23 protein-coding genes and 1 pseudogene are annotated in these 22,891 nt (G+C 54.1%); 19 read left to right on the top strand and 5 right to left on the bottom strand.

Annotated elements, in window-relative coordinates:
* The first annotated feature begins 82 nt into the window (after window positions 1-82).
* The gene (locus NYE33_RS08555) at window positions 83-868 is read left to right on the top strand and encodes an alpha/beta fold hydrolase (protein WP_042140005.1); all 786 of its coding nucleotides are present in this window, start codon (window positions 83-85) and stop codon (window positions 866-868) included.
* A 76-nt stretch (window positions 869-944) separates the two neighbouring features.
* Here the strand turns inward: NYE33_RS08555 and NYE33_RS08560 are convergent, their stop codons facing one another.
* Together NYE33_RS08560 and NYE33_RS08565 are read right to left on the bottom strand one after the other, a co-directional pair.
* Window positions 945-2,252, bottom strand: coding sequence for an MFS transporter (locus NYE33_RS08560; protein WP_336101165.1), 1,308 nt, complete (start codon window positions 2,250-2,252; stop codon window positions 945-947).
* Window positions 2,253-2,819, bottom strand: a complete 567-nt coding sequence (locus NYE33_RS08565) for a winged helix-turn-helix domain-containing protein (protein WP_341065456.1) — start codon at window positions 2,817-2,819, stop codon at window positions 2,253-2,255.
* A gap of 206 nt (window positions 2,820-3,025) precedes the next feature.
* Between NYE33_RS08565 and NYE33_RS08570 the strand changes: the two genes are divergently transcribed.
* The 3 genes from NYE33_RS08570 to NYE33_RS08580 all read left to right on the top strand — a co-directional run bounded on the left by NYE33_RS08570 (window position 3,026) and on the right by NYE33_RS08580 (window position 8,218).
* Window positions 3,026-3,688 (top strand): DUF6483 family protein, encoded by a 663-nt coding sequence (locus tag NYE33_RS08570; RefSeq protein ID WP_042140004.1) that lies wholly within the window; start codon window positions 3,026-3,028, stop codon window positions 3,686-3,688.
* 45 nt (window positions 3,689-3,733) lie between these two features.
* A complete protein-coding gene (locus NYE33_RS08575; protein ID WP_341065459.1) occupies window positions 3,734-4,927 on the top strand; it encodes a class I SAM-dependent methyltransferase in 1,194 nt (397 codons plus the stop codon).
* Between the two features lie 678 nt (window positions 4,928-5,605).
* A complete protein-coding gene (locus NYE33_RS08580; protein ID WP_341065461.1) occupies window positions 5,606-8,218 on the top strand; it encodes an O-antigen ligase family protein in 2,613 nt (870 codons plus the stop codon).
* A 99-nt stretch (window positions 8,219-8,317) separates the two neighbouring features.
* Here the strand turns inward: NYE33_RS08580 and NYE33_RS08585 are convergent, their stop codons facing one another.
* Together NYE33_RS08585 and NYE33_RS08590 are read right to left on the bottom strand one after the other, a co-directional pair.
* Window positions 8,318-8,971 carry an SdpI family protein gene (locus NYE33_RS08585; protein ID WP_042140002.1) on the bottom strand — a complete coding sequence of 218 codons (654 nt, stop codon included), beginning with the start codon at window positions 8,969-8,971 and terminating at the stop codon, window positions 8,318-8,320.
* A gap of 116 nt (window positions 8,972-9,087) precedes the next feature.
* Window positions 9,088-9,354 (bottom strand): annotated as a pseudogene (locus tag NYE33_RS08590) (autorepressor SdpR family transcription factor); the annotation flags it as partial.
* A gap of 253 nt (window positions 9,355-9,607) precedes the next feature.
* On the opposite strand from NYE33_RS08590, the gene NYE33_RS08595 reads away from it, so the two are divergent.
* The 11 genes from NYE33_RS08595 to NYE33_RS08645 all read left to right on the top strand — a co-directional run bounded on the left by NYE33_RS08595 (window position 9,608) and on the right by NYE33_RS08645 (window position 15,410).
* Window positions 9,608-10,222 carry a DedA family protein gene (locus tag NYE33_RS08595; protein WP_039303123.1) on the top strand — a complete coding sequence of 205 codons (615 nt, stop codon included), beginning with the start codon at window positions 9,608-9,610 and terminating at the stop codon, window positions 10,220-10,222.
* Window positions 10,219-10,785 (top strand): thioredoxin family protein, encoded by a 567-nt coding sequence (locus NYE33_RS08600; RefSeq protein ID WP_042140001.1) that lies wholly within the window; start codon window positions 10,219-10,221, stop codon window positions 10,783-10,785. Before NYE33_RS08595 ends, NYE33_RS08600 begins: the two co-directional genes overlap by 4 nt.
* Window positions 10,786-10,790: 5 nt before the next feature.
* A complete protein-coding gene (locus tag NYE33_RS08605) occupies window positions 10,791-11,420 on the top strand; it encodes an MBL fold metallo-hydrolase (protein WP_042141679.1) in 630 nt (209 codons plus the stop codon).
* 183 nt (window positions 11,421-11,603) lie between these two features.
* On the top strand, window positions 11,604-11,810 hold the full coding sequence (locus NYE33_RS08610; RefSeq protein WP_039303119.1) for a hypothetical protein: 207 nt from the start codon (window positions 11,604-11,606) through the stop codon (window positions 11,808-11,810).
* Between the two features lie 56 nt (window positions 11,811-11,866).
* Window positions 11,867-12,409: an RNA polymerase sigma factor SigY gene (gene sigY, locus NYE33_RS08615; protein WP_341065464.1), complete on the top strand. Its 543-nt coding sequence runs from the start codon at window positions 11,867-11,869 to the stop codon at window positions 12,407-12,409.
* A complete protein-coding gene (locus tag NYE33_RS08620; protein WP_039303114.1) occupies window positions 12,399-12,725 on the top strand; it encodes a YxlC family protein in 327 nt (108 codons plus the stop codon). Before sigY ends, NYE33_RS08620 begins: the two co-directional genes overlap by 11 nt.
* On the top strand, window positions 12,722-12,943 hold the full coding sequence (locus NYE33_RS08625; protein WP_042140000.1) for a hypothetical protein: 222 nt from the start codon (window positions 12,722-12,724) through the stop codon (window positions 12,941-12,943). The genes NYE33_RS08620 and NYE33_RS08625 overlap by 4 nt, the downstream gene beginning before the upstream one ends.
* Window positions 12,944-12,999: 56 nt before the next feature.
* Window positions 13,000-13,191: a PLD nuclease N-terminal domain-containing protein gene (locus NYE33_RS08630; protein WP_042139999.1), complete on the top strand. Its 192-nt coding sequence runs from the start codon at window positions 13,000-13,002 to the stop codon at window positions 13,189-13,191.
* A complete protein-coding gene (locus tag NYE33_RS08635) occupies window positions 13,191-14,105 on the top strand; it encodes an ABC transporter ATP-binding protein (protein ID WP_340942180.1) in 915 nt (304 codons plus the stop codon). Before NYE33_RS08630 ends, NYE33_RS08635 begins: the two co-directional genes overlap by 1 nt.
* Complete coding sequence (locus tag NYE33_RS08640) at window positions 14,102-14,869, top strand: ABC transporter permease subunit (RefSeq protein WP_341065466.1); 768 nt, start codon at window positions 14,102-14,104, stop codon at window positions 14,867-14,869. The genes NYE33_RS08635 and NYE33_RS08640 overlap by 4 nt, the downstream gene beginning before the upstream one ends.
* A 157-nt stretch (window positions 14,870-15,026) precedes the next feature.
* Window positions 15,027-15,410: a hypothetical protein gene (locus NYE33_RS08645; protein WP_039303101.1), complete on the top strand. Its 384-nt coding sequence runs from the start codon at window positions 15,027-15,029 to the stop codon at window positions 15,408-15,410.
* 294 nt (window positions 15,411-15,704) lie between these two features.
* Here the strand turns inward: NYE33_RS08645 and NYE33_RS08650 are convergent, their stop codons facing one another.
* Entirely contained in the window at window positions 15,705-16,568 is an 864-nt protein-coding gene (locus NYE33_RS08650; RefSeq protein WP_042139995.1) for a PocR ligand-binding domain-containing protein, read from the bottom strand.
* Window positions 16,569-16,669: 101 nt separating this feature from the next.
* Here NYE33_RS08650 and NYE33_RS08655 point away from each other — a divergent pair, with 101 nt between their 5' ends.
* The 4 genes from NYE33_RS08655 to NYE33_RS08670 all read left to right on the top strand — a co-directional run bounded on the left by NYE33_RS08655 (window position 16,670) and on the right by NYE33_RS08670 (window position 22,887).
* A complete protein-coding gene (locus tag NYE33_RS08655; protein ID WP_042139994.1) occupies window positions 16,670-17,629 on the top strand; it encodes an acetylxylan esterase in 960 nt (319 codons plus the stop codon).
* A gap of 138 nt (window positions 17,630-17,767) precedes the next feature.
* Window positions 17,768-19,477: a sensor histidine kinase gene (locus NYE33_RS08660; protein WP_341065467.1), complete on the top strand. Its 1,710-nt coding sequence runs from the start codon at window positions 17,768-17,770 to the stop codon at window positions 19,475-19,477.
* A complete protein-coding gene (locus tag NYE33_RS08665) occupies window positions 19,474-21,144 on the top strand; it encodes a response regulator (RefSeq protein ID WP_341065468.1) in 1,671 nt (556 codons plus the stop codon). The genes NYE33_RS08660 and NYE33_RS08665 overlap by 4 nt, the downstream gene beginning before the upstream one ends.
* A gap of 99 nt (window positions 21,145-21,243) precedes the next feature.
* Entirely contained in the window at window positions 21,244-22,887 is a 1,644-nt protein-coding gene (locus tag NYE33_RS08670; protein ID WP_341065470.1) for an extracellular solute-binding protein, read from the top strand.
* Window positions 22,888-22,891: the final 4 nt, after the last annotated feature.

Genomic DNA, 22,891 nt, shown 5'->3' on the forward strand with positions numbered 1-22,891 from the left:
TTCAAAGGTACCTGATCTAGCTTAATAATAAAGACAAGCCGCGGTCTTCAACCGGATACTACATAGAAAGAAGGAAGCAGCCATGGAAAATGTTCGATGCGAAGGAAACAACATTTGTTACAGTGATCAAGGTAAAGGTGATGTCATTGTTCTGCTACATGGATTCTGCGGGAGCTCGGAATACTTTGAGAAGGTTATTCCTGGCCTAATCGCCAATTACCGGGTCATTGCCCCTGATTTGCGCGGACACGGATCTTCAGATGCTCCGCTCGGAGCCTACACGATCGAACAGATGGCCGATGATGTTCTTTCACTGCTGAATGCCCTGGAGATTCCTGAGTGTTATTTGCTTGGACATTCCCTGGGAGGCTACATTACGTTGTCGTTTGCCCAGCGCCATGCCTCCAGGCTGAAGGGCTTCGGACTGATTCATTCCTCCGGTTATCCAGATAGTGAGGAAGCCAAGGAGAACCGGCTGAAGAGCGTCAGCATGATCCAGAATGAAGGGATCTTTGCTTTTGTAGATCAGCTGGTGCCCGGACTCTTTGCTTCCGGAGCAGCTCCGCAGCTGCTGGAACGTGCCAAGGAGATCGGCTATAAGACCCCGCCGCAAGGCGCGGTAGGCGCGGCCATGGCTATGCGTGAGCGCCCGGACCGGCGTGATGTGATCTCGGCAACAGCGCTGCCGGTGCTGCTGGTAGCCGGAGCGGAGGATTCGAAGGTGACTCCAGAACGGACCTTCACCTCGGATAATCCGAATATTACCAAGGTGACGATAGCAGGAGTGGGCCACATGAGCATGTTTGAAGCTCCGGAGCATTTGTCGCAGATTATCAAGGATTTTGTACACACGCCTGTGCAGAAGTAATTCATTTAGCACACAAAGAGGCAGCACCCGCCGGATGGCGGAGTGCTGCTTCTTTGTGTTGGCCGCGCTGCGGCTTTTATTGAAATTTACGGATAGCCGGAACGCAGAGCACGAGAGCGACACAGGTAAGTCCCAGACTGGAGAAAATAATTATGGTCGGAACCCCGCCAATCAGGTCGGCCAGCCAGCCGACAAAGATATAGCCGACCGGCAGCAGGGCGAAGGAGCCGAATAAATCGAGACTGGCTACCCGTCCGAAGGCTTCCTTCGGAACCAGCTCCTGCAGGCTGATCTCCCAGATCAGTCCGAATATCATCAGCCCGAAGCCTTCAAGTGCAAAGAAAGCGATGGCTGCAGCCGGAGTACCCGCAAACGGCATCAGCAGCAGAGCCACACCACCCAGCATAGCACCGCCGTAAGCCATAATGCCGCGGTTCTTCCATTTCGGCCGCAGTCCGAACAGCAAGCCTGCGATAATTGCGCCTACACCGGAGAAAGTAACGGCAAGCCCGTAGACATAAGGAGGCCAGCCGTGATGGACCTTGAAGAGCCAGGGAAGAAGGACACTGCTGATCCCCGCGTAGCAGATGTTGATGAAGCAGAAGGCCAGAATCGTAATCCACAGCCAGGGGTGGCTGCGCAGAACGGAGATTCCCTCGATGAAATCCTCTTTCCAGTTAGGAGTATCCGGGGCTTCAGTATCCGGAAGAACGGAGGCCGCGGAATCTGCGGCGGGTCCGGGCTGTAATTTGACGATCAGCACTCTGCGCAGGTAGACAAGGCAGATTAGGGAGATCAGATAAGTGAAGGCATCCAGGCCGAAGCCGACACCTGCGGACAGGTGAGTGATCAGCAGGCCGCCCAGTGCGGGGCCGATCAGGCGTACGGACTGGGTAGTGATTTGGGTCAGTGAATTCGCAGCCACGCGGATGTCCGGAGTGAATACTGTGGCCCGGACTGCAGCATAAGCAGGCTGGAATAGACCATCGAGAAGGCCGTAGAAGGCTACCAGGATATAGAGCAGCGGAATACTGAGTATTCCGGTCAGGGCCAAGACTGCCGTTATCATCATCACGGCAAAGCGGGCAATATCGGCCAGCATCATAATCCGCACACGGTCGTAACGGTCCACGATATGTCCGGATACCGGAAGCATGATCACATTCGGCAGCATGTAAGCGGCCATAACCAGACCCATCGTGGTGGTTGATCCGGTCAGTGAATAGACGAGGACGGGCAGAATGACCATCGTCACCGAGCTGCCGAGGAATGAAATTAAATGTCCCAGCCACAGATAGGGAAAAGCGCGTGAGCGGACAAAAGGAGCAGCGAAACCCTGCAGCGGATTGCGCCTTTCCTGTCCGGAAGGAGCGGCAGTATTCATTTACTTCTGTACCTCCGCATCGGTATCCGGCTCCGGAGCGGGCTCAGCAGACTGCAGGCGGCCCATCACGATTTCAACACCATACTCGTCGCCGGCAGTCACTTTAGATTCCCAGGCGGTGATCAGCTCCAGCATCTCCTGATGGAATTTCGCAAGCTCCTGTGGGGAAAGGGTAAGCCTGGTAATGAAATGCTCCACCTGGTCTTCTTGGCGGAAGTGGAAGCTGCTAAGCTGTTCCGAGCGGAACATCGTCCCTTTGGAGCGGTAGAATTTCTGGATGATGCCTCCTGCTGCTTCGGTGCGGACAAGCTCCAGGAGCCCGCCCTCATAGAGCTTGATGATGTGGTAGTGGATGTTCCCCGGTGTCTTGTTCAGCTTCCCGGCAACCTGCTTGGACGTGAGGGGTTCCCCCGACAGTGTATGCATGATCTTAATCCGCAAGGCGCTTTCCAGCAGCTTATCCTGTTCCGGGGTGACCTTCAAAGGCTGTACGTTATCTTCCAGTTGAGACTTGCTTGAAGCAGCTGCTTCCGGCTGGCTTTGCCCCGGGTCAGCGGGTTGTGACATCACGTTTCCTCCTATAATTCGATCTGTGTAACAGTATGATCTGGATTCCAGATTGGTTATTTGTATTGTATTTGAGGCTGTTACTTTATGTCAAGAGCAATCAGTAGCATTGTAACAAGTGTTGGCTGAAGGACAGGGGTTATGCCAGGTGGCGCAGGCGGGTGGAATGGTTTAAGATGATTTCAAAGGCGAAAGGGTGAGCAAACATGTTCCGGAGAGATTATATCGTGCGCATGATCGAGGATATGACGGCAATGGTTGCCAAGGTAATGACCTTGAAGCAGGATAAAAAAACAACAGAAGCCCTGTGGGAAGTGGACGAGCTGCTGATGCGGCATTTCCGCATAAATTCCCGTCTGCTCAATTCGCTGTCCGTAGAGGACATTATTGATATGTTTCGTCTCGGCGGTGTGCTGGAGTCCGATAAGCTGCAAGGGGTAGCCCGGCTGCTGAAGGAGGAAGGCGGTATTTACGCGGCAAAAGGGGATCAGGATCAAGCCCTGTTCAGGGCGATGCGGTCCTTGCATCTGTTTTTGTATGCGGATCTGCATGGTGCGGACCGTGAGCTGCTGAACATGACGGGCGATATCAAGGAGTTATTGGAGGAAGTAGAGCCTTACCGCCTCCCGGCCAAAACAGAGCGGCTGCTGATGGCCTACCAGGAATCCATGGGACATTACGCCAAAGCGGAGAACAGCCTGTACCGGTTATGGGAGCAAGGGGAGGATGTTGCGGCGGAGGGCAGGGAGCTGTACGGACGGCTGCTGCTGTTGAGTCCGGAGCGGTTAGCCCAGGGGGGGCTTCCTCTGGAGGAAGTGCAGCAGGGCGGGGAAGAATGGAGCAAGCTTACGGTTAATGCTATAATATAACGATATTCAGGAGACAACGTGCTCCATTTATAAATTGAAAGTGAGATGTACCCATTGGAATCTTTGAAAGCATTGATCGACCAAGTGATTACCGGCCGTACGCTGATTACGGCTACATTAAGCCAGCTGCGCAGCAAGGGTGGGGTCACCTACAGCAAAGTGCAGATCAAACCTGTTGAATTAAAGGGCAAGCTGCACTATCAGTTCGCCTACTATATCGGCCCTAAGGTCGAACACCGCAATATTCCGGCAGAGGATGCCGCTGAAGAAATGCTGACTTTGCTGAGAGAGACCTTCCGCCAAGGCCTGCTCTGTACCGCCAGTGCCGACTACCAGGTGCTGATCAGCAAAAAATACAAGGTGTCCATTCTGACCAAGTCTGCCAGCAAACAGGAGGCACCGGACCTGGCACATAACCGCCGGAAGCAGTATGTCCTGGACGAAGGAGAACCTGTGCCGTTTCTCGTAGAGCTGGGCATTATGAACAGCGAAGGCAAAGTGCTGGCTAAGAAATATGATAAGTTCCGCCAGATTAACCGGTTCCTGGAGATGGTCCAGGATGTGCTCGGTGATCTTCCGGCAGGCCGTCCGCTGACGATTGTGGATTTCGGCTGCGGCAAATCTTATCTGACCTTTGCACTGTACCACTATCTGGCCGTCCGTGAGCAGCGGGAGCTGAATATAGTCGGTCTTGATCTGAAGGCGGATGTCATTGCGCACTGCGGTGCCCTCGCTGCCAAGCTGGGCTACGACCGTCTGCGGTTCCTGGTCGGTGATATCGCGGACTATAATGAACTGGACCAGGTGGACATGGTTGTTACCCTGCATGCCTGTGATACAGCTACAGATGCAGCTCTGGAGAAGGCGGTACGCTGGGGTGCATCGGTCATCCTCTCGGTGCCTTGCTGCCAGCATGAGCTGTTCGCCCAGGTGCAGAGCGATGTGCTGAGTCCGCTGCTGTCACACGGAATCCTGAAGGAACGCTTCTCGGCACTGGCCACGGATGCAATCCGGGCCAAGCTGCTCGATCTGATGGGTTACCGCAGCCAGCTGCTGGAATTCATCGACATGGAGCATACGCCGAAGAACATTCTAATCCGTGCCGTGCGGAGCGACAGCGGCGACAACGCCGCCAAATGGCGCGAGTACACCGCGTTCCGCGATTTTCTCGGCGCCAAGCCTTATCTGGAGCGCGTCTGCTCTGATCTGCTGCCCGGGGGGAATGCGGAGCTTAATTAATCAACTTAATAGTTCAGAGTATGACAGAACGGCTGCTTCCTATGGGGGGCGGCTGTTTTTGTGCAAATATAATTTATTTCTCGCTGAAAGGGTGCCGTCCTTTAATAGGACCGCAAAGTCGGTTCCACTTGGGATTGCTATTGGAAGCTTCGGCCGCTATTGCGGTGCTGCTGTGGTGTTAATGGAGTGCAGCTGTGGTGCAGCTGTAGACGCTGATGGAGTGCTGATGTAGTGCTAACTGTGGTACTGTGGTGCTGTGGTGCTGCTGTAGCGCATCTGTAGTGAATTCGTATTGTTAGTGCTATTTTAGTGCTGTTTTCGTACTTTTGTAGGGCCATCTGTGATGCCCTGAATTAAATTCTTGCATCAAATACAACAATTCTTTCATTATGCCGCCTCTAATCGGGAATTGTTGTACAAAATGCAGCATTTCCCCTCCCCCAAGCCGATTTATGAAACTATTCTTGTATTTTGTACAACAATCCATCCAAACACCCGGGTATTTCTGAAGCAAAGTTGTAATACATACAACATTTCGAATAATCCCGCTTGACTACCAGCTCTTAAGCGTTTATTTCCCCAATCTTAGACTTAAGTGTGGTTCATATAGCGACTTTCTTTTGCATTGCTATAGATATGGGAAGACTGTAAGCAACAATAAGAATAGGGGATTTAGAAATGCGGATAAATCGGTTTCAGCAGTACGGAGGAATGGCGGTCACTCTGGCTTGCAGTTTGGCGGTGATAGCAGCGGGCGGAGCGGCCTGTGTGCTGCGAGGATTCTTTTTTGCCAAGGAAATGTATCTCTTCCTGACCCTATGGTTTGTGTTGTGCGGAGTTCTAACCCTAGGAGGATTTGTCCTGTATGCCGCCTCCGGCTGGGAAAAGCGGCTAAAGCCGCAGGGGGGGCCGGCGGGGAAGACGGAGACCGTGCGGGCGCTACCTGGAGGGGGCGTGAAGGTAGATACAGCTGAAGCTGAGAGGTTAGCCGGAAGTGGGCGGTTGGTGACAGATCATGCCGGGAAGGCCGAGATAACGCAGGCAGCAGATGAGGCAGTGTCCGGGAGTGGCCGTATGTTGAACGGCAGTGTGAGTAGAGTTACGAGGTTGAGGGCTGCTGTATGGTTGTTGCCGGGCTGCTGCATTGTCATCTGTATTCTATACGCAATTCATGCATTCCGTGGCCCGCTATCCTCGCAAGGAACATTGGATGAATTGCTGCGCTGGGGATTCTACGCCAGCTTTGCTGTATTTGCTGTACTTGTGGCGGGAACCAGGCGGGGAGGAACTCTTCTTGCAGCGGTCTGGCATCTGCTGGGTCTCGTGATCAGCCTGTCTGCCTTATTGGCGGTATGCGGTGGCCTGCCGGTTCCTTACGCGGTAGCCTACAGCCAGTCACCTGAGGTCAGTGCGACCGGTGCCCGGCTGGCCGGACTGCTCCAGTATCCGAATGCCTTTGGCGCGGTGATGGCCGTGTTTCTGCTGGAACGGCTATTTGCTGCTGCTTATGGCTTCAGGCTGACTGGTCCTTCGGGAACCGTGAGTGGAGAAGACTGCGCAGAGGGAGAGGTTGAAGCATCCCGTGGAACGGTAAACCGGGCGGAGCAGGAGAACATAGCCAGCGGTGGAGCGAAGGATGGAACGGTAAGCAGAGCGGAGCAGGAGAACATAGTCAGCGGTGGAGCGAAGGATGGAACGGTAAGCAGAGCGGAGCAGGAGAACATAGCCAGCGGTGAAGCGGAGGGTGGAGCGGTAAGCAGAGCGGGTGAGACCGCTATAGCTGGCAGAGCGGACCGTGCACGGGGCTGGTCCGCCGCAGAGCTGTGGCGGACAGCGGCGCGCCTGCTGCCGCTGTTCCCGTACGCCGCCGCGCTGCTGCTCAGCGAGTCGCGCGGCGCATGGCTGGCTGCGGCCTCCGCCGGCGCCGCAGCCCTGCTCTGGAAGCGGCAGCTGTCCGCGCCGCTTCTAATCACCGGCGCCGCGCCTGTGGCCGCCGCGGCGCTCCTGTACCGCCAGCTGGCCCGTACCGGGCTGGCGGCAGAGCCCTTGCCCGGCCTGCTGCTGCTGGCCGGGCTCTGGGCCGGCGCGCTGCTAGCCGGCCTATGGCTGCACCGCCGCAGCTGCCGCGCGGCGGGCTGGCACCGCGCCGCCATGCTGGTGCTGGCGGCGGGGGCCTGGACGGCGGCAGCCAGCGCCGTCCTGCTGCAGGTACGCGCGCGGATCACGGGGCCGTCCCCGACGGCCGCCGCGCGCGGGCTCTTCTACCGCGATGCCTGGAAGCTCGCGGCAGAGGCGCCCTGGCTGGGGCGCGGGGGCGAGACCTGGCGGCATTCGTACCTCGCCGCCCAGTCCCGCCCCTATGTAGGCAGCCAGGTGCACAGCGGTTATCTCGACATCCTGCTCAATCTGGGGACAGCCGGTCTGGCTGCTGTCCTCCTGTTGCTGCTGGCCGCAGGCTGGCTCGTATTCAAGGCGTCACCAAGGCTGCTTCCGCCTCTGCTTGTCATCATCCTGCATAGCGCAGTTGATTTTGACTGGAGCTACGGATTGATATGGCTGCTGCTCCTGCTGCTGCCTGCATGGGCTCTTGCAGAAACCATACATCGGCCAGTTGCGGAGGATACCGCCATCCTTACAGGGCTGCGGCGATCATGGCCGTATGCAGCAATCGCCGTTCTCTGCGTCTTGACCTTTATGCTAAGCATCCTTTCATATCAGGCAATGAGAGGGGCTGCTTTGTACAAGCAGGCCGCCCGCGTAAGCGGTGATCCTGCTGCACAAACTGCGCTGCTGCGGCAATCGCTGGCATGGAATCCAAGAGAGCCGCAGACGGCGGCCGCATTATCACGGCTGCTTCCAGAGGAGCAGGGAATGGACCTGCTGCTGGACAGTTTGCAATTTTCCCCCGGAGATGCTGCTCTGCACTGGGAACTTGCAGAGCGTTATCTGCAAGGCCGCGATCCGGGTGAGGCCTTGTACTGGGTGCGCCGCAGCCTGAAGGCGGACATATTTAACGCCGCCAAAAGACTGGCGGCGATTGAAGGGATGCTTAAAATGGCCGAACGCGGATGGGCGGAAGGGAACAGGCAGAGGGCTGCAGACAGCGCAGCTGCCGGACTGGAACTGCTGCGGCAATACAGCCTGCTTGCCGGCAGGGAGCATAGTGCAGGCCGGCGGCATAATGACCGCGGCTTCGGGATCAATGAGCAAGCCGAAGGGGTTTACCTTCGGCTGAGAGCTTTGCAGGCACTGGCTACGCTTGAGGAGCGGGAGAAGATTGTGGCCCGCTGAACAATGAAGCTCTAAGCAGGCACTCTGTCCGGCTGAATTTATTACATGCGCATCTCCAGCAGCGTTCTTCCAGATCTCGGTGCAGTCCTGCGGCCGGCTTCAGGCCTTGATCCTCCGTGAAATCAGCCACGAATACACATAAGGTACGATAATGGCGATAACCAGGGCGGTAATGATCATGCTGACCGACAGAGCTTTTGGCATAAAAGCCCCCAGTGCAATCAGCAGTCCGCCAATCACCCACATGATTCCGGAGAGACGGTGGGTCTTCCGCCAGACTACAGGGTTAGCCAGCGTCCAGGGTGTACGGACACCCGTGAAATAATTATCCCTGATCTGCGGCATGAAGTTTCCGATCACTATAAACAGCAGCCCGAGACTCACAGTAGCCCACTTCCCGGCGGCAAATTGCTCATCCAGACCGTGCGTGACCGACAGCACAAGTGCAGCATCGCATATAATGCCCACTGCCAGGCGGATCATTTTATAAGCGCTTTGAAACTTAGTGTAGTTCTCTCTTTTGGGATCAATTGTACGCATAAACTGCATGGCTATAGGGAAGATCAGTCCCATGAAGGAGAAAAAAGCAATGAGGGAGCCCTTGCTCCAGTAAGTGTTAACCTTGCCTGTAATGCTGAACTGGGCAGGAAGCTGATCCGGCAGCCTGCCGTAATTCAACAATGCGTAGCCCAGCGAGAACAATCCCAGAATGACAATCAGTGTGTCCTGCCATTTCCATTGGAAATCCTTCATCTTGATTCACCCTCCGTGTCAGAATAATGCTCCCGGCTCCTGGTCCCCTTTGAACCTGCGCCTTTTGAGCCTAACGCATCTTCAGCCGGTTTATCCGCAATGGTCTTACTCTCCGTACCGTCCTTACCCGTACCCGTCAATTCCAGGAACCAGCCCAGCACCTCTTCGAGCACCGTGGAATCCAGCGAATAGAGAATAAACTGGCCTTTCCGTTCGTCCTGCACCAGTCCCGCATGCTTCAGTGCATTCAGATGATGGGAGATGCTGGGTTTGGACATATTGAAAAAATCGGCAATTTCTCCGGCCGTCCTATCCTTTTCCCGCAGCAGGCGGAGAATCTGTCTGCGGGTCGGATCAGCCAGCGCCTTGAAGGATTCATTCAACTCCGCAGCCCCCTTTCGACATTTAAATAATTATCTAAATGTATAATAGATCTTCATTCCACACTTTGTCAATGCTGGAATACCTGCTTTTCTATAGCAGAGAACCGAATGTTCATTTTCCATAAGTAGAAGTCGTAAGCCTGCATATGCTAGAATAGGCTAGGAGAAGCTGGATACATAGAGCGGACGAGGCTTAGGATTCTGCCAGCAGAGTGCCAGGCTGATTACGCAATACACGGAAGGAGAGCTGCAGTTGCATTTTATATCTGAACTGATTTCGCATTTATTTGAATGGATTCAGAGTTTGGGTTACTTCGGAATAATGATTGGCCTGATGATTGAAGTCATACCAAGTGAGATTGTATTGGCTTTTGGCGGCTATCTGGTCTCGCAGGGAGATATTAATTATTTTGGCGCGGTTCTGTTTGGTACAATTGGCGGGGTAGTCGCCCAGATTTTTGTGTATTGGATCGGCCGTTACGGCGGCAGACCGGTGCTGGAGAAGTACGGGAAGTATATTTTTATCAAAAAGAAGCATATTGACCATTCTGAAGAATGGTTCCAGAAATACGGGACCGGAGTAATCTTCACCGCCCGTTTTATCCCGGTTGTCCGTCATGCAATCTCTGTTCCCGCTGGTATTTCGCGCATGCCGCTCGGTAAGTTCACTATGCTGACCACGCTGGCTGTTATTCCATGGAGTGCACTGTTTGTATATCTCGGATATACTCTCGGCGATAAATGGGAGACTATTGATGAAGTCGCAGCTAAGTATACGCATGAAATCATTCTTGCCGCACTTGCGGTTATTGTTCTGTATTTCCTGTTCAAGTGGTACAAATCCAAGAAGAAAGGTAGTGCAGTATGAAACAGAATGTAGCTTCTAAATTTGGTCAGGGATTGACCCCGCGCCAGTTCGTGGAAGGCATGACGAAGAACCAGCAGGCTTTTGAATCCTGGTATGAGAAGTTTGCCTGGACAGATGAGGGTGACCGGGAATATTTCGAGAGCCTGAATCACCGGGATGATCTGAGGGTACTGATTCTGGCTGCTGACTGGTGCGGGGATGTGGTTCGTAATGTCCCTGTGGTGTTCCGCATCCTGGAGACGGCAGGCATTAAGACTGAAGTTCTGATTCTGGAAGAGAATCAGGATGTTATGGATAACTTCCTGACCATGGGCGGACGTTCGGTTCCGATCGTGATTTTTGCCGATACCGGCGGCTATGTGCTGGGCCATTGGGGACCGCGTCCGGAGCATGTACAGTCACTGATGAGAGAGTTTAAACAGCAGAATCCGGACCGCGAAGCTGCGGATTATGAGGGCAAAATCACCGAAGTGCGCAAAGCCATGGGCCAAGCCTACGGAGAAGGAACGGAATCACACGCGGTTATTGCCAAAGAGCTGCGCAGTCTGATCTCCGGATTCTAATGCCGATGCTTAATATTAGGTCTTATAATCTTGGACCGCTTCAGACGAACGCTTATCTCCTGACAGGAGCCGACCCTGCCAAAGGTGTAATTATTGATCCCGGAGCCAATCCGGCTGCCCTTCTCCGTGCTGCTGAGGGTATGGAAATTGAGGCCATCCTGCTGACTCACGCCCACTTTGATCATATTGCCGGTCTGGATGAGGTCCGTAAGGCCAAGAAATGCCCAGTGTATATCCATGCTCTGGAGAGTGAGTGGCTGGGCAGTCCCAAGCTGAACGGCTCGCTGATGTGGCCTGAATCATCCCCTCCGGTCAGTACAGATCCGGCAGAATATGATTTGGCGGAAGGCCAGATTCTGAAGCTGCTCGGTTTAACCTTCCGGGTGCTGCATACGCCTGGACACTCTCCGGGGAGTGTCAGCTTCCTGTGCGGAAATGATCTGTTCTCCGGCGATGTATTGTTCAAAATGGGAGTAGGACGCACCGATCTTCCCGGCGGCAGAGAACGTGATCTGTTTGATTCGATCCGCGGTAAGCTGTACCGGCTGGATGAAGAAGTGAGGGTATTTCCCGGACATGGTCCGCGCACCTCTATCGGGTTTGAGAAGCAAAATAACCCATACGTTCCTATGTAACGACGTGTTTATGCCGGTTATGACATAATTCGGGAAATTAGAGATGGACAAGAAGATACAGAGTTGCTACAATAATGTTAATTAAATGTAACATTTACCTCGCGAAGCACGCAGACTGTGGAATAATCCCGGTTTGCGTTCTTTTTTTTGTCTATATGTCTTTAATTTCATGGGAGGAAGCAGATGAAGGAAGATATGCATCACCAACTGGACTATGGGGAATTGAGAACAGACGGGGAAGGCGTGGCGGAGCAGAATTCCGTAGAGTATGCTGCAGAGAATGGGGATAATAAGATTTCTCTGTTCTGGCGCTTCCCCAGAGGCAAGGGAGCCGTCCAGCCATGGAGGCGCAGGCTGTGGGAATTGCAGAATAATTCTGACCCTGAATGAACGATCTACAATACATAATCGTATTACAGAGGTGAGGAAGAGAAAGAGGAGGGACTATGGGCGACGGGACGCTGGAGAAGATCAGACTGGCGCAGCAGGGGGATGCCAAGGCAACAGCTATGCTGCTGCGGGAGCATTATCCCTTCCTGTACAAGTATCTGATTAAAGCTACAATGGACCCTTCACTTGCGGAAGAACTGGCTCAGGATACAATGGTCAGATGCATGGAGAAGATGGGAAGTTACAATGGAACCTCTGCATTTTCTTCATGGCTGATAACGATTGCCAGCCGGCTCTACATCGACCGCAAGCGGCGGTGGAAGCGTGAGTTGAAGTGGCAGAAGGAGCAGGCTCAGGAGCAGGGGAGCCGCAGTATCCGCTGGAGGTTTGAGAGCCGGAATATGGAGTGGAGTGAAGTGCTTGATGCCTTATCCCACCTGTCTACTGCCCACAGAATGGCTGTACTGCTGAAGCATTATTACGGATATGGCTATGATGAAATCGGCCAGATGCTGCAGATCCCTTCCGGCACGGCCAAATCAAGGGTAGCAGCCGGATTGAATCAACTGCGAAAGGAGCTGGACGAGGATGAGGTTTAACAGTGATGAAGAGCTGCTGAATAAGCTGTCAGCAGAACTGGAGATTCTGGATCAGCACTATGCCGATGTGGCGCCCCCCTCCTTGCCGGAGCTGGAGCAGCTTATTGCGGCAGAAGCAATCCGCCGCGTGAAGCGGCAGCGCAAGGAACTGCTGATATTCTCTCTGGTGGCTTTACTCCTGCTCAGCGTAGTGCTGTCTATTCTAAACTCTGCCCCGGCACTGTTTTGGGGCTTGCAGGCGCTATTTCCGCTGGCAGCACTTGGCAGTCTGGGAGTAGCACGGATCAGGCTGCGACGGGAGGATGCTGAAGAGTGAGTGAATTGCAGAAGGCGCCTTTGTGGCTGTGGCTTTGTATAGCTGCTGTACTGATGCTGCAGGGGACTTGGCTGTTCCGTAATGCTCAGGGCAGAGGGAAGGGCCGAATGGCCTGGTTCTGGGGAATTTGGGGCCTTACCGGTTTCCCGTCACCAGTTTTGTGTTATCTGCTGTTTGTAGTTCTCCCGGGCAGGCGGAAGGCCGGGCAGAAGCGCTGAAGGCGGACAGGGAAGGCGATTTCAGAATAGCAAACTGGAGTATGGAGGGTGTACGGATGGATAAAGTGAACTGGGGGTTGATTGCGCCGCTGCTGGCGCTGCAGATTCTGCTGGCGGTTGTAGGACTGATCTCGCTGGCCAGGACAGAGCAGGTCCGCGGGCCCAAATGGATGTGGGTGCTGCTCCTGGTATTTGGCAACCTGCTAGGAAGTATAGCTTATTTCACACTGGGAAGGAAAGAACTCTGATGCCGCTGCTTGAGGTTACGAATCTCCGCAAAAGCTTTGGCGGACATCCCTCCGTGGACGGCATCAGCTTCGGAGCCGAAGCCGGGCGTTGTGTCGCTTTGCTGGGACCCAATGGAGCAGGCAAAACCACCACACTGCGCATGCTTGCCGGTCTTCTGCCGCCTACCGGAGGGAGCATCTCCTTTGGCGGCGCTCCTCCCGGAACGGATTACCGCCGGCAGCTTGGTTATCTGCCGCAGTCTCCGGCTTTTTACAGCTGGATGAGCGGACTCGAATATATGATCTTTGCCGCCAAGCTTAGCGGCATGGCCGCCAAAGAAGCGGCGGCGGTGTCGGGCGCAGTGCTGGAGCGCGTGGGGCTTAGCTCCGCAGCGCGCCGCCGGATCGGCGGATATTCCGGCGGTATGAAGCAGCGCCTGGGGCTGGCCCAGGCCTTAGTGCACCGCCCGCGTCTGCTGCTGCTTGACGAGCCTGTCTCTGCGCTTGATCCTATAGGGCGCCGGGAAGTGATGGAGCTGCTGCGGGACATCCGGGAAGAGACAACTGTGATTTTCTCCACCCATGTGCTGCATGATGCGGAAGAGATATGCGATGACGTCATATTGATGAACAGGGGAGCTATAGCTGTGCAGGGGACCTTGGCCCGTCTCCGGGCAGAGTACAGTCTTCCGGTTATCAGAATAACCACAGCGAAGGAAGACAAGGCTGTCCGGTGGCTGGAGGAGCTTAGGCACAAAGCTTTTATTGAAGAAGCAAGTATTTCGGACGGCAGGGCAGTCTTTAACGTAAGCGATGTCGGGCTCGCGCGCCGGATAATTCTGCAGGAAGCGGCAGGGCTGGATATTCCGCTGCTGCAATTTGAAGCAGGTTCATCAACGCTGGAGGACCTGTTTATGAAAGTGGTGGGAACATGAGCAAGCTCTGGACCCTGTATTACAGAGAGATGCTGGAGGCAGTGCGCAGCTATAAGCTGATCTGGATACCTGTAGTGTTTATTATTCTGGGCATCATGCAGCCGCTGGTCACCTTTTATATGGCTGATATACTGGCAGCCTCTTCAAATGTCCCGGCAGGATTTATGGACAGCTACGAGATGCCTGGGGCCGCTGCGGTAATGGCTCAGGCTCTGGGCCAATACGGAACGATTGGCATCCTGATTCTAGTGCTGGGGACAATGAACAGCCTGGCCGGGGAGCGGAGCAGCGGGACAGCCGAGCTGCTGATGGCCAGACCTGTTTCACCGGTATCCATCGTTGTTGCCAAATGGGCGGCAAATTTCACAGTGCTGATAATTGCACTGGTCCTGGGGGTTGCGGGAGCGGCTTATTATACAGTGCAGCTTATGGGGAGCTTGGCCTGGGGCACAGTTGCGGCGGCTTCCGGACTCTATGCACTCTGGCTGCTGTGTGCGGTGTCACTTACGCTGCTCTTCAGCGCCTGGCTGCGCGGACCTACTGCTGCCGGGTTTGCTCTCCTGCTGGCTGCGGGGATGAGTCTCGCCCACAGCCTGCTGCCTTCCAGGACTGCCTGGTTGCCTGCAGCTCTGCCCGGAATGTCTGCCGGCGTGCTTGCAGAAGGCAGAGTAACCGGCGGACCGATGATCTCAGCAGCGCTGTTAATCGTTGCTTGTATTGCCGGAGCCTCGCTGCTCATTGGCAGGAATAAATTGCCGAATTGATAAAATTGCAATAGAATAGCACGTTTTCAAGAATTTTCAGAGTATTTTCTGCGAAAAATCATCGGACTACTCTCCTGCGGCTGGACAGCTCTATCTTTTTTTAGTAGACTGTTGAAACAAGCAGAACCATGATAGATTTTGGTCAGGAGGTAGGACGATGCTGCGTTTAGGAGAGAAGATTGTCATTGTCGCGGACGCTTTTGAGCAGAGTCTTCCTATCGGAGACTACGGCTACCTAATTGCTTACGACCGCAATCCAGATAATGCGTTTGATTATGTCATTCGTGTTCCCGAGGCCAATAGAAATTTCTATGTTACGGCGGAGGATATTGAGGCCGAAGAGCAATTGCTGGTACTAGAAGCTGAAAGAGCCACGCACGAAGCTTTGATAGATTATGCTCTATCGACGTACAACGAGAAGCTGTTCCATCATTTGATGAACGGTGAGGAAGTTGAAGCGGAAGAGCTGGAGACAACATCCAAAGAAAGTTTGTCCCAGGCGGATTTCATCAAACAGGTGAATCTTCGCGCTTGGATTTAAGCAGAGCCGGCGAAAGCCGGCTTTTTTGTTTGTCGCGTGCCCAGCCAAGCATGCATCACCCTAACCGGTGAAAATGTAGAAATGAATTAGCATTTTTTTCGCGTACAGTAGTGCACACCTTGAAACAAAATGACTATTAACTGAAACGTTTATTACTATTTTGCTCTAGGGACCGGATGATAAGATCAGCAAAGAACAGGCAGAACTGCTATAAGCTGGGGGTGATAAAAATCGGTTATTGCGGGAAGCTGCCATGGCGCCTTCCCTGCTGTATGCGCTTCCACTCAGGTGCAATCAGAACCGGTCCAGAGTGCGTCCTTGTAAAGTGTTTTCTTTGCGGTAGACTCTGGGCAAGGTGCCGGTGACCTTTTTAAAGGCTTTGGTAAAGTAATTATAATCGGGAATGCCGACTTGCTCCGCAATTTCGTAAATCGGACTATCGGTGTCACCCAGCAGCCTTTTGGCCATTTGGATACGCAGGCTACGGATGTATTCGGCAATGCCCATGCCAAAGTTCTGCTCCGAGAGCTTGTAGAGATGGGATTTGCTGATGCTGAATTCTTTGCACAGAACGGGAACGGACAGCGGTTCCTGGATATGCTCTGTAATATAACCGTCGATCTTTTGTGCCAGCGTATCCTCCTTCAGAACCAGCATCCGGGATAGATACAGGTAGCTGGCGCTCATCTCCATGGTTTTGGCGTAAGCATCAATGACTTCCTTGGAGATGTATTTTTTTCGCTGGAAGGCGCTGTACAGTTTATTCATATCCACATTATAGGGGCTTATATTCTCACAGACCTTCTCCCATAACTCATCGCGGGACCCGGTCTGCAGCAATTGGCCGAACATAATATACCCGATGACCTGATTGTCCGTTTGAATAGGCACCACCGTTTCGGTAAGTCCGGCATGACATTGATAGGTGTAGAGGGTTTTCTCCTTTTTCACTTGGGTGCAGGCTGCCTGGTCGCAGAGGATGCACTGGGCCTCTGCGCGCGGATCACTCCGGATGATGTGGCAATATGTCGAATGACGGGTAGGATAGGCAGCCAGCTCAGTGAAGGAATTGTCGAAAATCACGGTGCGGATACCGGTCAATGTATAGAAATTGCGCAGCAATTCCTTGACTTCGGGCAGGTTGAACAACAAGCTCATGGTGCGGCCTCCTCTTCTTCCGGGTTGTTCTGCGTTGCTGGCAACATTGTACTGTATTTGATATAGGACACACAAACCAAGAGAGACGGAGGTGCTTATTAATGCCGCTAGTCGATATGCCGTTAGAACAATTATTAACGTATGAGGGACGTAATCCCCGTCCGGCCAACTTCGAGGCTTACTGGGAACAAGCACTGCAAGAGATGAGAAATACGGATGCCCGTGTTGAACTGGTGAGAAGCGGGTTTCAGGTTCCGTTCGCCGAATGCTTCCATTTGTATTTCACGGGGACAGGCGGAGCGCGTATCCATGCGAAGCTGGTCAAGCCGAAGCATGTTGCAGGTCCGCACCCGGCGGTAGTGCAGTTCCACGGGTACGCCCATCATTCGGATGACTGGGCCGACAAGCTAATCTATGCTTCCTTGGGCTTTACTATAGCCACATTGGATTGCAGAGGCCAGGGAGGACTGTCCGAAGATGTTGGCGGGGTCAAAGGAACCACACATAAAGGGCACCTGATCCGCGGACTGGATGATGCGCCCGAACGGCTGCTGTTCCGGCAGATCTATCTTGATGCGGCACAGCTCGCTGGAATTGTAATGGACATGCCGGAAGTGGATGCCGCCCGCGTCGGTGCAATCGGCGGATCGCAGGGAGGGGGGCTGGCGCTGGCCTGTGCGGCGCTTGAGCCGCGGATCAACCGGGCTGCGCCAAGTGTCCCGTTCCTGTGTGATTATAAAAGGGTATGGGAAATGGACCTGGCCAGAGATGCTTACGAGGAACTGCGGACGTTTTTCCGTCACCGCGATCCCCAGCACCTGCGGGAGGATGAGATTTTTGAACGGCTCGGCTATATTGATGTTCAACACCTGGCGGACCGGATCAGCGGGAAAGTGATGATGGGGGTAGGATTACTGGATACGGTGTGTCCGCCTTCGACGCAATTCGCCGCCTATAACCGCCTCCGCTGCGAGAAGAAACTGGAGATCTATCCCGATTTCATCCATGAGCGGCTGCCGGGCTTCGAGGACAAAACCATACAATTTCTGCTTGAAATGTGAGAGGCTAACCGCCTCTCTTTATTATTGTTTAAGGGCCTGCTGCAGAGGTATGATGGGACTACAGGGGAGGCTTGTGGAAGGGGAGAGATGCTGTTGATCAGATTTATGAGAACGCTTTCAATTTATCCCAAACTTGTTATGGCTTTCTTGCTTGTCATTATTCCGCTCTACCTGTGGGGTCTAGTCATGAATCAATCCGGACAGGAGGTTGTCCAGAAGCAAATCTCGGAATCCATGGCCAGCCGTGTCCACTTCTATCTGACTTCGCTGGAGACAGAGCTGACACGGCTGACGCGGCTGAAGCTGGAGTATGTCAATGACGATGATTTGCTCTTGCTGGCGACGGTTCCGAACCAGTTGAACGATTATGAACGGACCCGCGCCTTGTTATCCGCCAAGAGCAAATTATATTTGCTCAAAAGCTCCAGCCCGTTCGTGGAGAACGTTAAGCTGTATATTCCTTCCCTGGACCGGAGCATTAATGCCAACAATTTCGACAGTGAGATGCCGCTTGAAGAACTGGAGGACATTCTGAACCCGGCTCACATGAAATCGCCGATCTTCGGTATGGGCGAGAAGCTGCTGATGAGCGGCGTGTATCCCGATGCCGTGTATGCCGGCCGGCCGCCTGTGCTGGCCATCGAAATTCAGCTGTCACGCCCGGAGATTCTCCGCTCACTCTCCAGCATGGCCGAGGGGGAGGGCGGCGGAGCTGTATGGATGGACACTGGCGGTCAGTGGCAGATTGCCTCCGGTGTGGAGGACTCGCTGCTGGCTGCGTTCGGGGAAGCTCCCCGCGGGGAGTTGCTCAACGACAGCGGCGAGTCCGGCCAATACCGGCTGGAGTCGGCAGGCGTTGACTATTTTGGAGCCAGTGAATATTCACCGCTGCTGGGAACGACTTTGGCCGTGTTTGTTCCTGCGGAAACGGTGCTGGAGCCGCTGAACAAGCATCGCAACTGGATTTGGGGAGAGTCGCTGGTCGCTTTGCTGCTCGCCGTAGTTTTCTCTTACTGGATATACAGGTTTATTCATAAGCCGATGAGGCGGCTGATTACTTCCTTCCGGAGAGTGGAGATGGGTGATCTGAGTGTCAGGCTCTATCACGGCAATCAGGATGAATTCAATTATGTATATAACCACTTCAACCATATGCTGGAGCGGATTCAGGAGTTGATTCATGAGGTGTATGAGCAGCAGATCAGATCCCAGCAATCCGAGCTTAAGCAATTGCAATCGCAGATTAACCCCCATTTTTTTTACAACACCTTCTTCATTCTGCAGGGTCTCGTTCGTATGAGGGAACATGAAGTAGCCGAGCGGATGCTTCACCATCTCAGCGGCTATTTTCAGTTTATTACACGTAGTGGAGCAGAACAGGTCAGTCTGCTTGCAGAGATGAAGCACGCATGGTCTTATGTGGAGATTCAGAATATACGCTTTGCCGGTACAGTTACAGCCGAACTGGAGCCCATACCGCAGGGGTGGGAGGCTTCCATGGTGCCTCGGCTCATTGTCCAGCCATTAATTGAGAATGCTTATGCCCACGGGCTGGAGAACAAGCTGGCAGAAGGGATGCTGCGGGTAACCTTCCGGGAGGAAGGGGCGGACCGGCTTGTCATCGGGGTGGAAGACAACGGCGAATCGCTGGACGATGAACAGCTGAATGCGCTGCGCAGAACGCTGGCTCTTGCTGAAGAAGCTATGGAGACGACAGGAATCCTCAATGTGCACCGCCGGCTTCAGTTGAACTATGGTCCGGCGTTCGGAATTGAGGTGTCACGCAGCGGGCTGGGCGGATTGCAGGTGCTGCTGATGATAAGACGGGAAGAAGGGAGACAGCCATGATCAGACTGCTGATTGTCGATAATGAACGGTGGATTGTACGGAACCTGCTTGATCTGTTCGGGCACTGGGACAAGCTGGAGCTGGAGGTATACGGTGCTTATTCCGCTGCGGAGGCACTGGAGCAGCTCGGAAAGATGAAGTTCGATATTGTATTGTCCGATATCCGTATGCCGGGAATGGACGGGCTTGAGCTGCAGCAGGAAATCAGACGCCACTGGCCGTGGTGCAAAATTATTTTTTTGAGCGGATATAACGAATTTGATTATATACAGCAAGTCATGCGTGGCGGCGGGGTGGACTACCTGTTAAAGACAGAAGGTGAGGAAGCGATTCTTCACGCTGTGGAGCAGGCCGCTGCGCAGCTATATGCGGCGGTGGAAGCAGAGGAGCTGATCGAGCGGGCACACCGGCAGCTCCAGCTTGTCCGTCCCCTGCTGCTGGGCGATTATTTGCTGGAGTTGTTGCAGGGGGACAGCCCGCTCGTAAGCCAGCTTGCACATAAATTCCAGGAGCTGGAATGCCCGCTGGATGCCGGATGCGGCGTAATGCTCGCCATCGGGCGCGTGGACGATTGGCGGGACGAGCTTAGTGTAGCAGAGAGGGAGCTGATGCTGTACGCTATCCGGAATATTGCCGAAGAATATTGGCTCCCCTCCGTGCGCTGCCTCAGTCTGCGTTATGAGAAGAACAAGCTGCTGTGGCTGCTGCAGCCTATGGCAGATGCTCCGGAGGACAGGGAGCGGGCGCTCCGGTTCATCCATGGGACGCTTGAGACGATCGCCATGAGCTGCAAGCGGCTGCTGAAGCTGCGGCTGTCGTTCTCGGCCGGTGCAGCATTTCGCCCCTGGGAGGAGGCGCCCCGGCAGTTCAGCACCCTGAAGGCGCTGCTGGGACGGGGACTCGGCATGGGCAAGGAGCTTGTTCTGATCGAACAGCGCAAGGAAGCTGGAGATGAGGCGCAGCAGGCAGAGCTGCACAATCATGAAATTAGCAGCCAATTGGGGAAGCTGGGAGCCATGGCGGCTTATTTGGACAACGGACAGCAGGAGCATTTTTTTCTCGAATTCGGCAAGCTGGCAGCGTTGGCCTCCCCTGCGCGTGGCACCGACAACCGGCTGAAGCTGGAGATCTACTATTCGCTCATGTGTTTGTTGCTGTCTTATATGAACCGCTGGGAACTGCATGAGGTCATCGGAGAGTCCATTGATTTGGACAAGCTTACAAGATATGAGGCCCACCCTTCTTGGGAGAGCGCGGAAGATTATTTGTCGGCGCTGGCCATGCGGCTGTTTGAACAAAAGCAAGATGACCAGGTCTACCGCGAGCATGATTTGATTACCCGCGTCCGGTTGTACGTGGAGCACCATTTGGCCGGCGATCTCTCACTGACCCGGATCGGTGATGTCGTCGGCTACAATCCGTATTACTTGACCCGGTTGTATAAGCGTTTAACGGGCCAGTCGTTGCCGGATTACGTGGCTTCCTCCCGGTTGGCGGAAGCCCAGAAGCTGCTGGAGGGTGGCAGTCTGATTGTGCAGGACATTTCGAAAGCGGTCGGCTTTATGACGGAGCAATCCTTCTACCGCTTTTTCAAGAAGGAGACCGGCATTACTCCCCAGGAATACAGAGAGCGGCATACCTTATCCAAATCGGATAATCAAAAGTGAAAATCGGCGAGTAGAGGGGTTAGGGGAAGCGAGCCTATAATAATGCTAAATAAGGCGAACTTTCACGAAAGACCCACCAAGATTTAGGGGGGATAAGAAGTGAAGGGAAAGAGATTGGCAGTCTTGACGTCTTACGGAATCGTTCTGTCGCTTCTGCTGAGCGCTGGCAGTCCCGGAACGGACAGAAGCTTGAACTCTGCGGAACATGAAGCCTACCCGTTTGGAAAATACGATCCGCCGATTCAGCTTCATATCGCGCGTCCGGTTGATCAGACCTGGACGTATCCCGGCGGTGACAGCATTGAAGATAATATCTGGTACCGGGAGTACCGCAGCCTGCTGGGCATCGAAATTGAACACGATTGGACCGCCTTGCCGGGCGAGTACAACCGCAAGCTGAATGTCCTGATCGCATTGGGCAGTCTGCCGGAGATGTTCTCCGTCTCGGCAGGCCAGCTCAAACAGCTGGCGGATGCGGATCAATTGGAAGATCTGACCGCGGTCTACGAGCGCTACGCTTCCAGCCGCACCAAAAAACTGCAGATGGGAGACGGCGGCGCGGCCTTGGCTTCCGCCACGTTCAACGGCAAACTGCTGGCCATTCCCATCGTCAATGCTCCGATCTACGAAGCCAATCTGCTGTGGGTGCGTACGGACTGGCTGGACAAATTGGGTCTGCCTGAGCCCAAAACGCTGGAGGAGGTGTTTGCGATTGCCGATGCATTCACCAAGGAAGATCCCGACGGCAACAACCAACAGGATACCTTTGGCCTGGCGATCAATAATTACCTGTATGGCGGCATTGCCTCAGTTACGGGATTCTTCAATGCGTATCACGCCTATCCGCAGACCTGGATCAAGGACGGGAACGGTCAAGTGATTTACGGTTCCATACAGCCCGAGATGAAGCGTGCGCTGGGCAAGCTTCAGGAGATGTATAAGAGCGGGCAGCTGGACCGGGAATTCGGTGTCAAGGACAGCAACCAGGTGGTGGAAGATATTTCCGCGAACAAGCTCGGCATGACGTTCGGCGCCAACTGGAATCCCTATGTATTCCTGGATGCTGTACGGCAAAACCCCGGAATGGAGTGGAAGCCGTTTGCGGTGCCTTCGGTGGATGGCGTGCCGGCCAAGGCCAGCGTAGGCTTCTCGGCCAGCGGATATGTCGTAGTGCGCAAAGGCTATCAGCACCCGGAGGCTGTGGTGAAAATGCTGAACCTGCATGAAGAGGTGGTTCACGGCTCCAGACGCGGCGAAGGCGAATTCATTACCGTGGAAGAAGCCGGCGGACGGATCAACACCTCCAGGCTGTCCTTTGTCCAATCCGGTGTATCCAACGAGGATGTGGCAGAGTCGTTGTCGTTACTGCGCGAGGCCATCAGGAACGAGGATGGAAGCCTGCTGAAGGATGCGCTCACCGAAACCGACAAATACGGGCCGACTCTTGATTACCTGACAACCGGGAATATGGATAATTGGGCCGTTGCCCATCAATATTTCGGGTTCGAGACGACCATGGACCACTATAGCGGCGACCGGCTGCTGATGACTGCCTTCGGCGGACAGACCCCTACGATGACAGAGAAGTGGGCCATGCTGGACAGACTCGAGAAGGAAACCTTCACCAAAATTATTATGGGGGCGGTTTCCATTGATGAATTCGATAGATTCGTAAAGGATTGGAACCGGCTTGGCGGTAAGGCGATCCTGGAAGAAATTAATGAACCGTATGGAGGAGAGTGAACGA

This window comes from Paenibacillus sp. FSL R10-2199, from assembly GCF_038000235.1.
GTDB classification, from domain to species: domain Bacteria; phylum Bacillota; class Bacilli; order Paenibacillales; family Paenibacillaceae; genus Paenibacillus_AQ; species Paenibacillus_AQ phytohabitans.

Excerpts from the sequence above, each read along its gene's own strand:
- NYE33_RS08555 (WP_042140005.1), top strand. The coding sequence starts at position 83 with ATGGAAAATGTTCGATGCGAAGGAAACAACATTTGTTACAGTGATCAA.
- NYE33_RS08560 (WP_336101165.1), bottom strand. The coding sequence starts at position 2,252 with ATGAATACTGCCGCTCCTTCCGGACAGGAAAGGCGCAATCCGCTGCAG.
- NYE33_RS08565 (WP_341065456.1), bottom strand. The coding sequence starts at position 2,819 with ATGTCACAACCCGCTGACCCGGGGCAAAGCCAGCCGGAAGCAGCTGCT.
- NYE33_RS08570 (WP_042140004.1), top strand. The coding sequence starts at position 3,026 with ATGTTCCGGAGAGATTATATCGTGCGCATGATCGAGGATATGACGGCA.
- NYE33_RS08575 (WP_341065459.1), top strand. The coding sequence starts at position 3,734 with ATGTACCCATTGGAATCTTTGAAAGCATTGATCGACCAAGTGATTACC.
- NYE33_RS08580 (WP_341065461.1), top strand. The coding sequence starts at position 5,606 with ATGCGGATAAATCGGTTTCAGCAGTACGGAGGAATGGCGGTCACTCTG.
- NYE33_RS08585 (WP_042140002.1), bottom strand. The coding sequence starts at position 8,971 with ATGAAGGATTTCCAATGGAAATGGCAGGACACACTGATTGTCATTCTG.
- NYE33_RS08600 (WP_042140001.1), top strand. The coding sequence starts at position 10,219 with ATGAAACAGAATGTAGCTTCTAAATTTGGTCAGGGATTGACCCCGCGC.
- NYE33_RS08605 (WP_042141679.1), top strand. The coding sequence starts at position 10,791 with ATGCTTAATATTAGGTCTTATAATCTTGGACCGCTTCAGACGAACGCT.
- NYE33_RS08610 (WP_039303119.1), top strand. The coding sequence starts at position 11,604 with ATGAAGGAAGATATGCATCACCAACTGGACTATGGGGAATTGAGAACA.
- sigY (WP_341065464.1), top strand. The coding sequence starts at position 11,867 with ATGGGCGACGGGACGCTGGAGAAGATCAGACTGGCGCAGCAGGGGGAT.
- NYE33_RS08620 (WP_039303114.1), top strand. The coding sequence starts at position 12,399 with ATGAGGTTTAACAGTGATGAAGAGCTGCTGAATAAGCTGTCAGCAGAA.
- NYE33_RS08630 (WP_042139999.1), top strand. The coding sequence starts at position 13,000 with ATGGATAAAGTGAACTGGGGGTTGATTGCGCCGCTGCTGGCGCTGCAG.
- NYE33_RS08635 (WP_340942180.1), top strand. The coding sequence starts at position 13,191 with ATGCCGCTGCTTGAGGTTACGAATCTCCGCAAAAGCTTTGGCGGACAT.
- NYE33_RS08640 (WP_341065466.1), top strand. The coding sequence starts at position 14,102 with ATGAGCAAGCTCTGGACCCTGTATTACAGAGAGATGCTGGAGGCAGTG.
- NYE33_RS08645 (WP_039303101.1), top strand. The coding sequence starts at position 15,027 with ATGCTGCGTTTAGGAGAGAAGATTGTCATTGTCGCGGACGCTTTTGAG.
- NYE33_RS08650 (WP_042139995.1), bottom strand. The coding sequence starts at position 16,568 with ATGAGCTTGTTGTTCAACCTGCCCGAAGTCAAGGAATTGCTGCGCAAT.
- NYE33_RS08655 (WP_042139994.1), top strand. The coding sequence starts at position 16,670 with ATGCCGCTAGTCGATATGCCGTTAGAACAATTATTAACGTATGAGGGA.
- NYE33_RS08660 (WP_341065467.1), top strand. The coding sequence starts at position 17,768 with ATGGCTTTCTTGCTTGTCATTATTCCGCTCTACCTGTGGGGTCTAGTC.
- NYE33_RS08665 (WP_341065468.1), top strand. The coding sequence starts at position 19,474 with ATGATCAGACTGCTGATTGTCGATAATGAACGGTGGATTGTACGGAAC.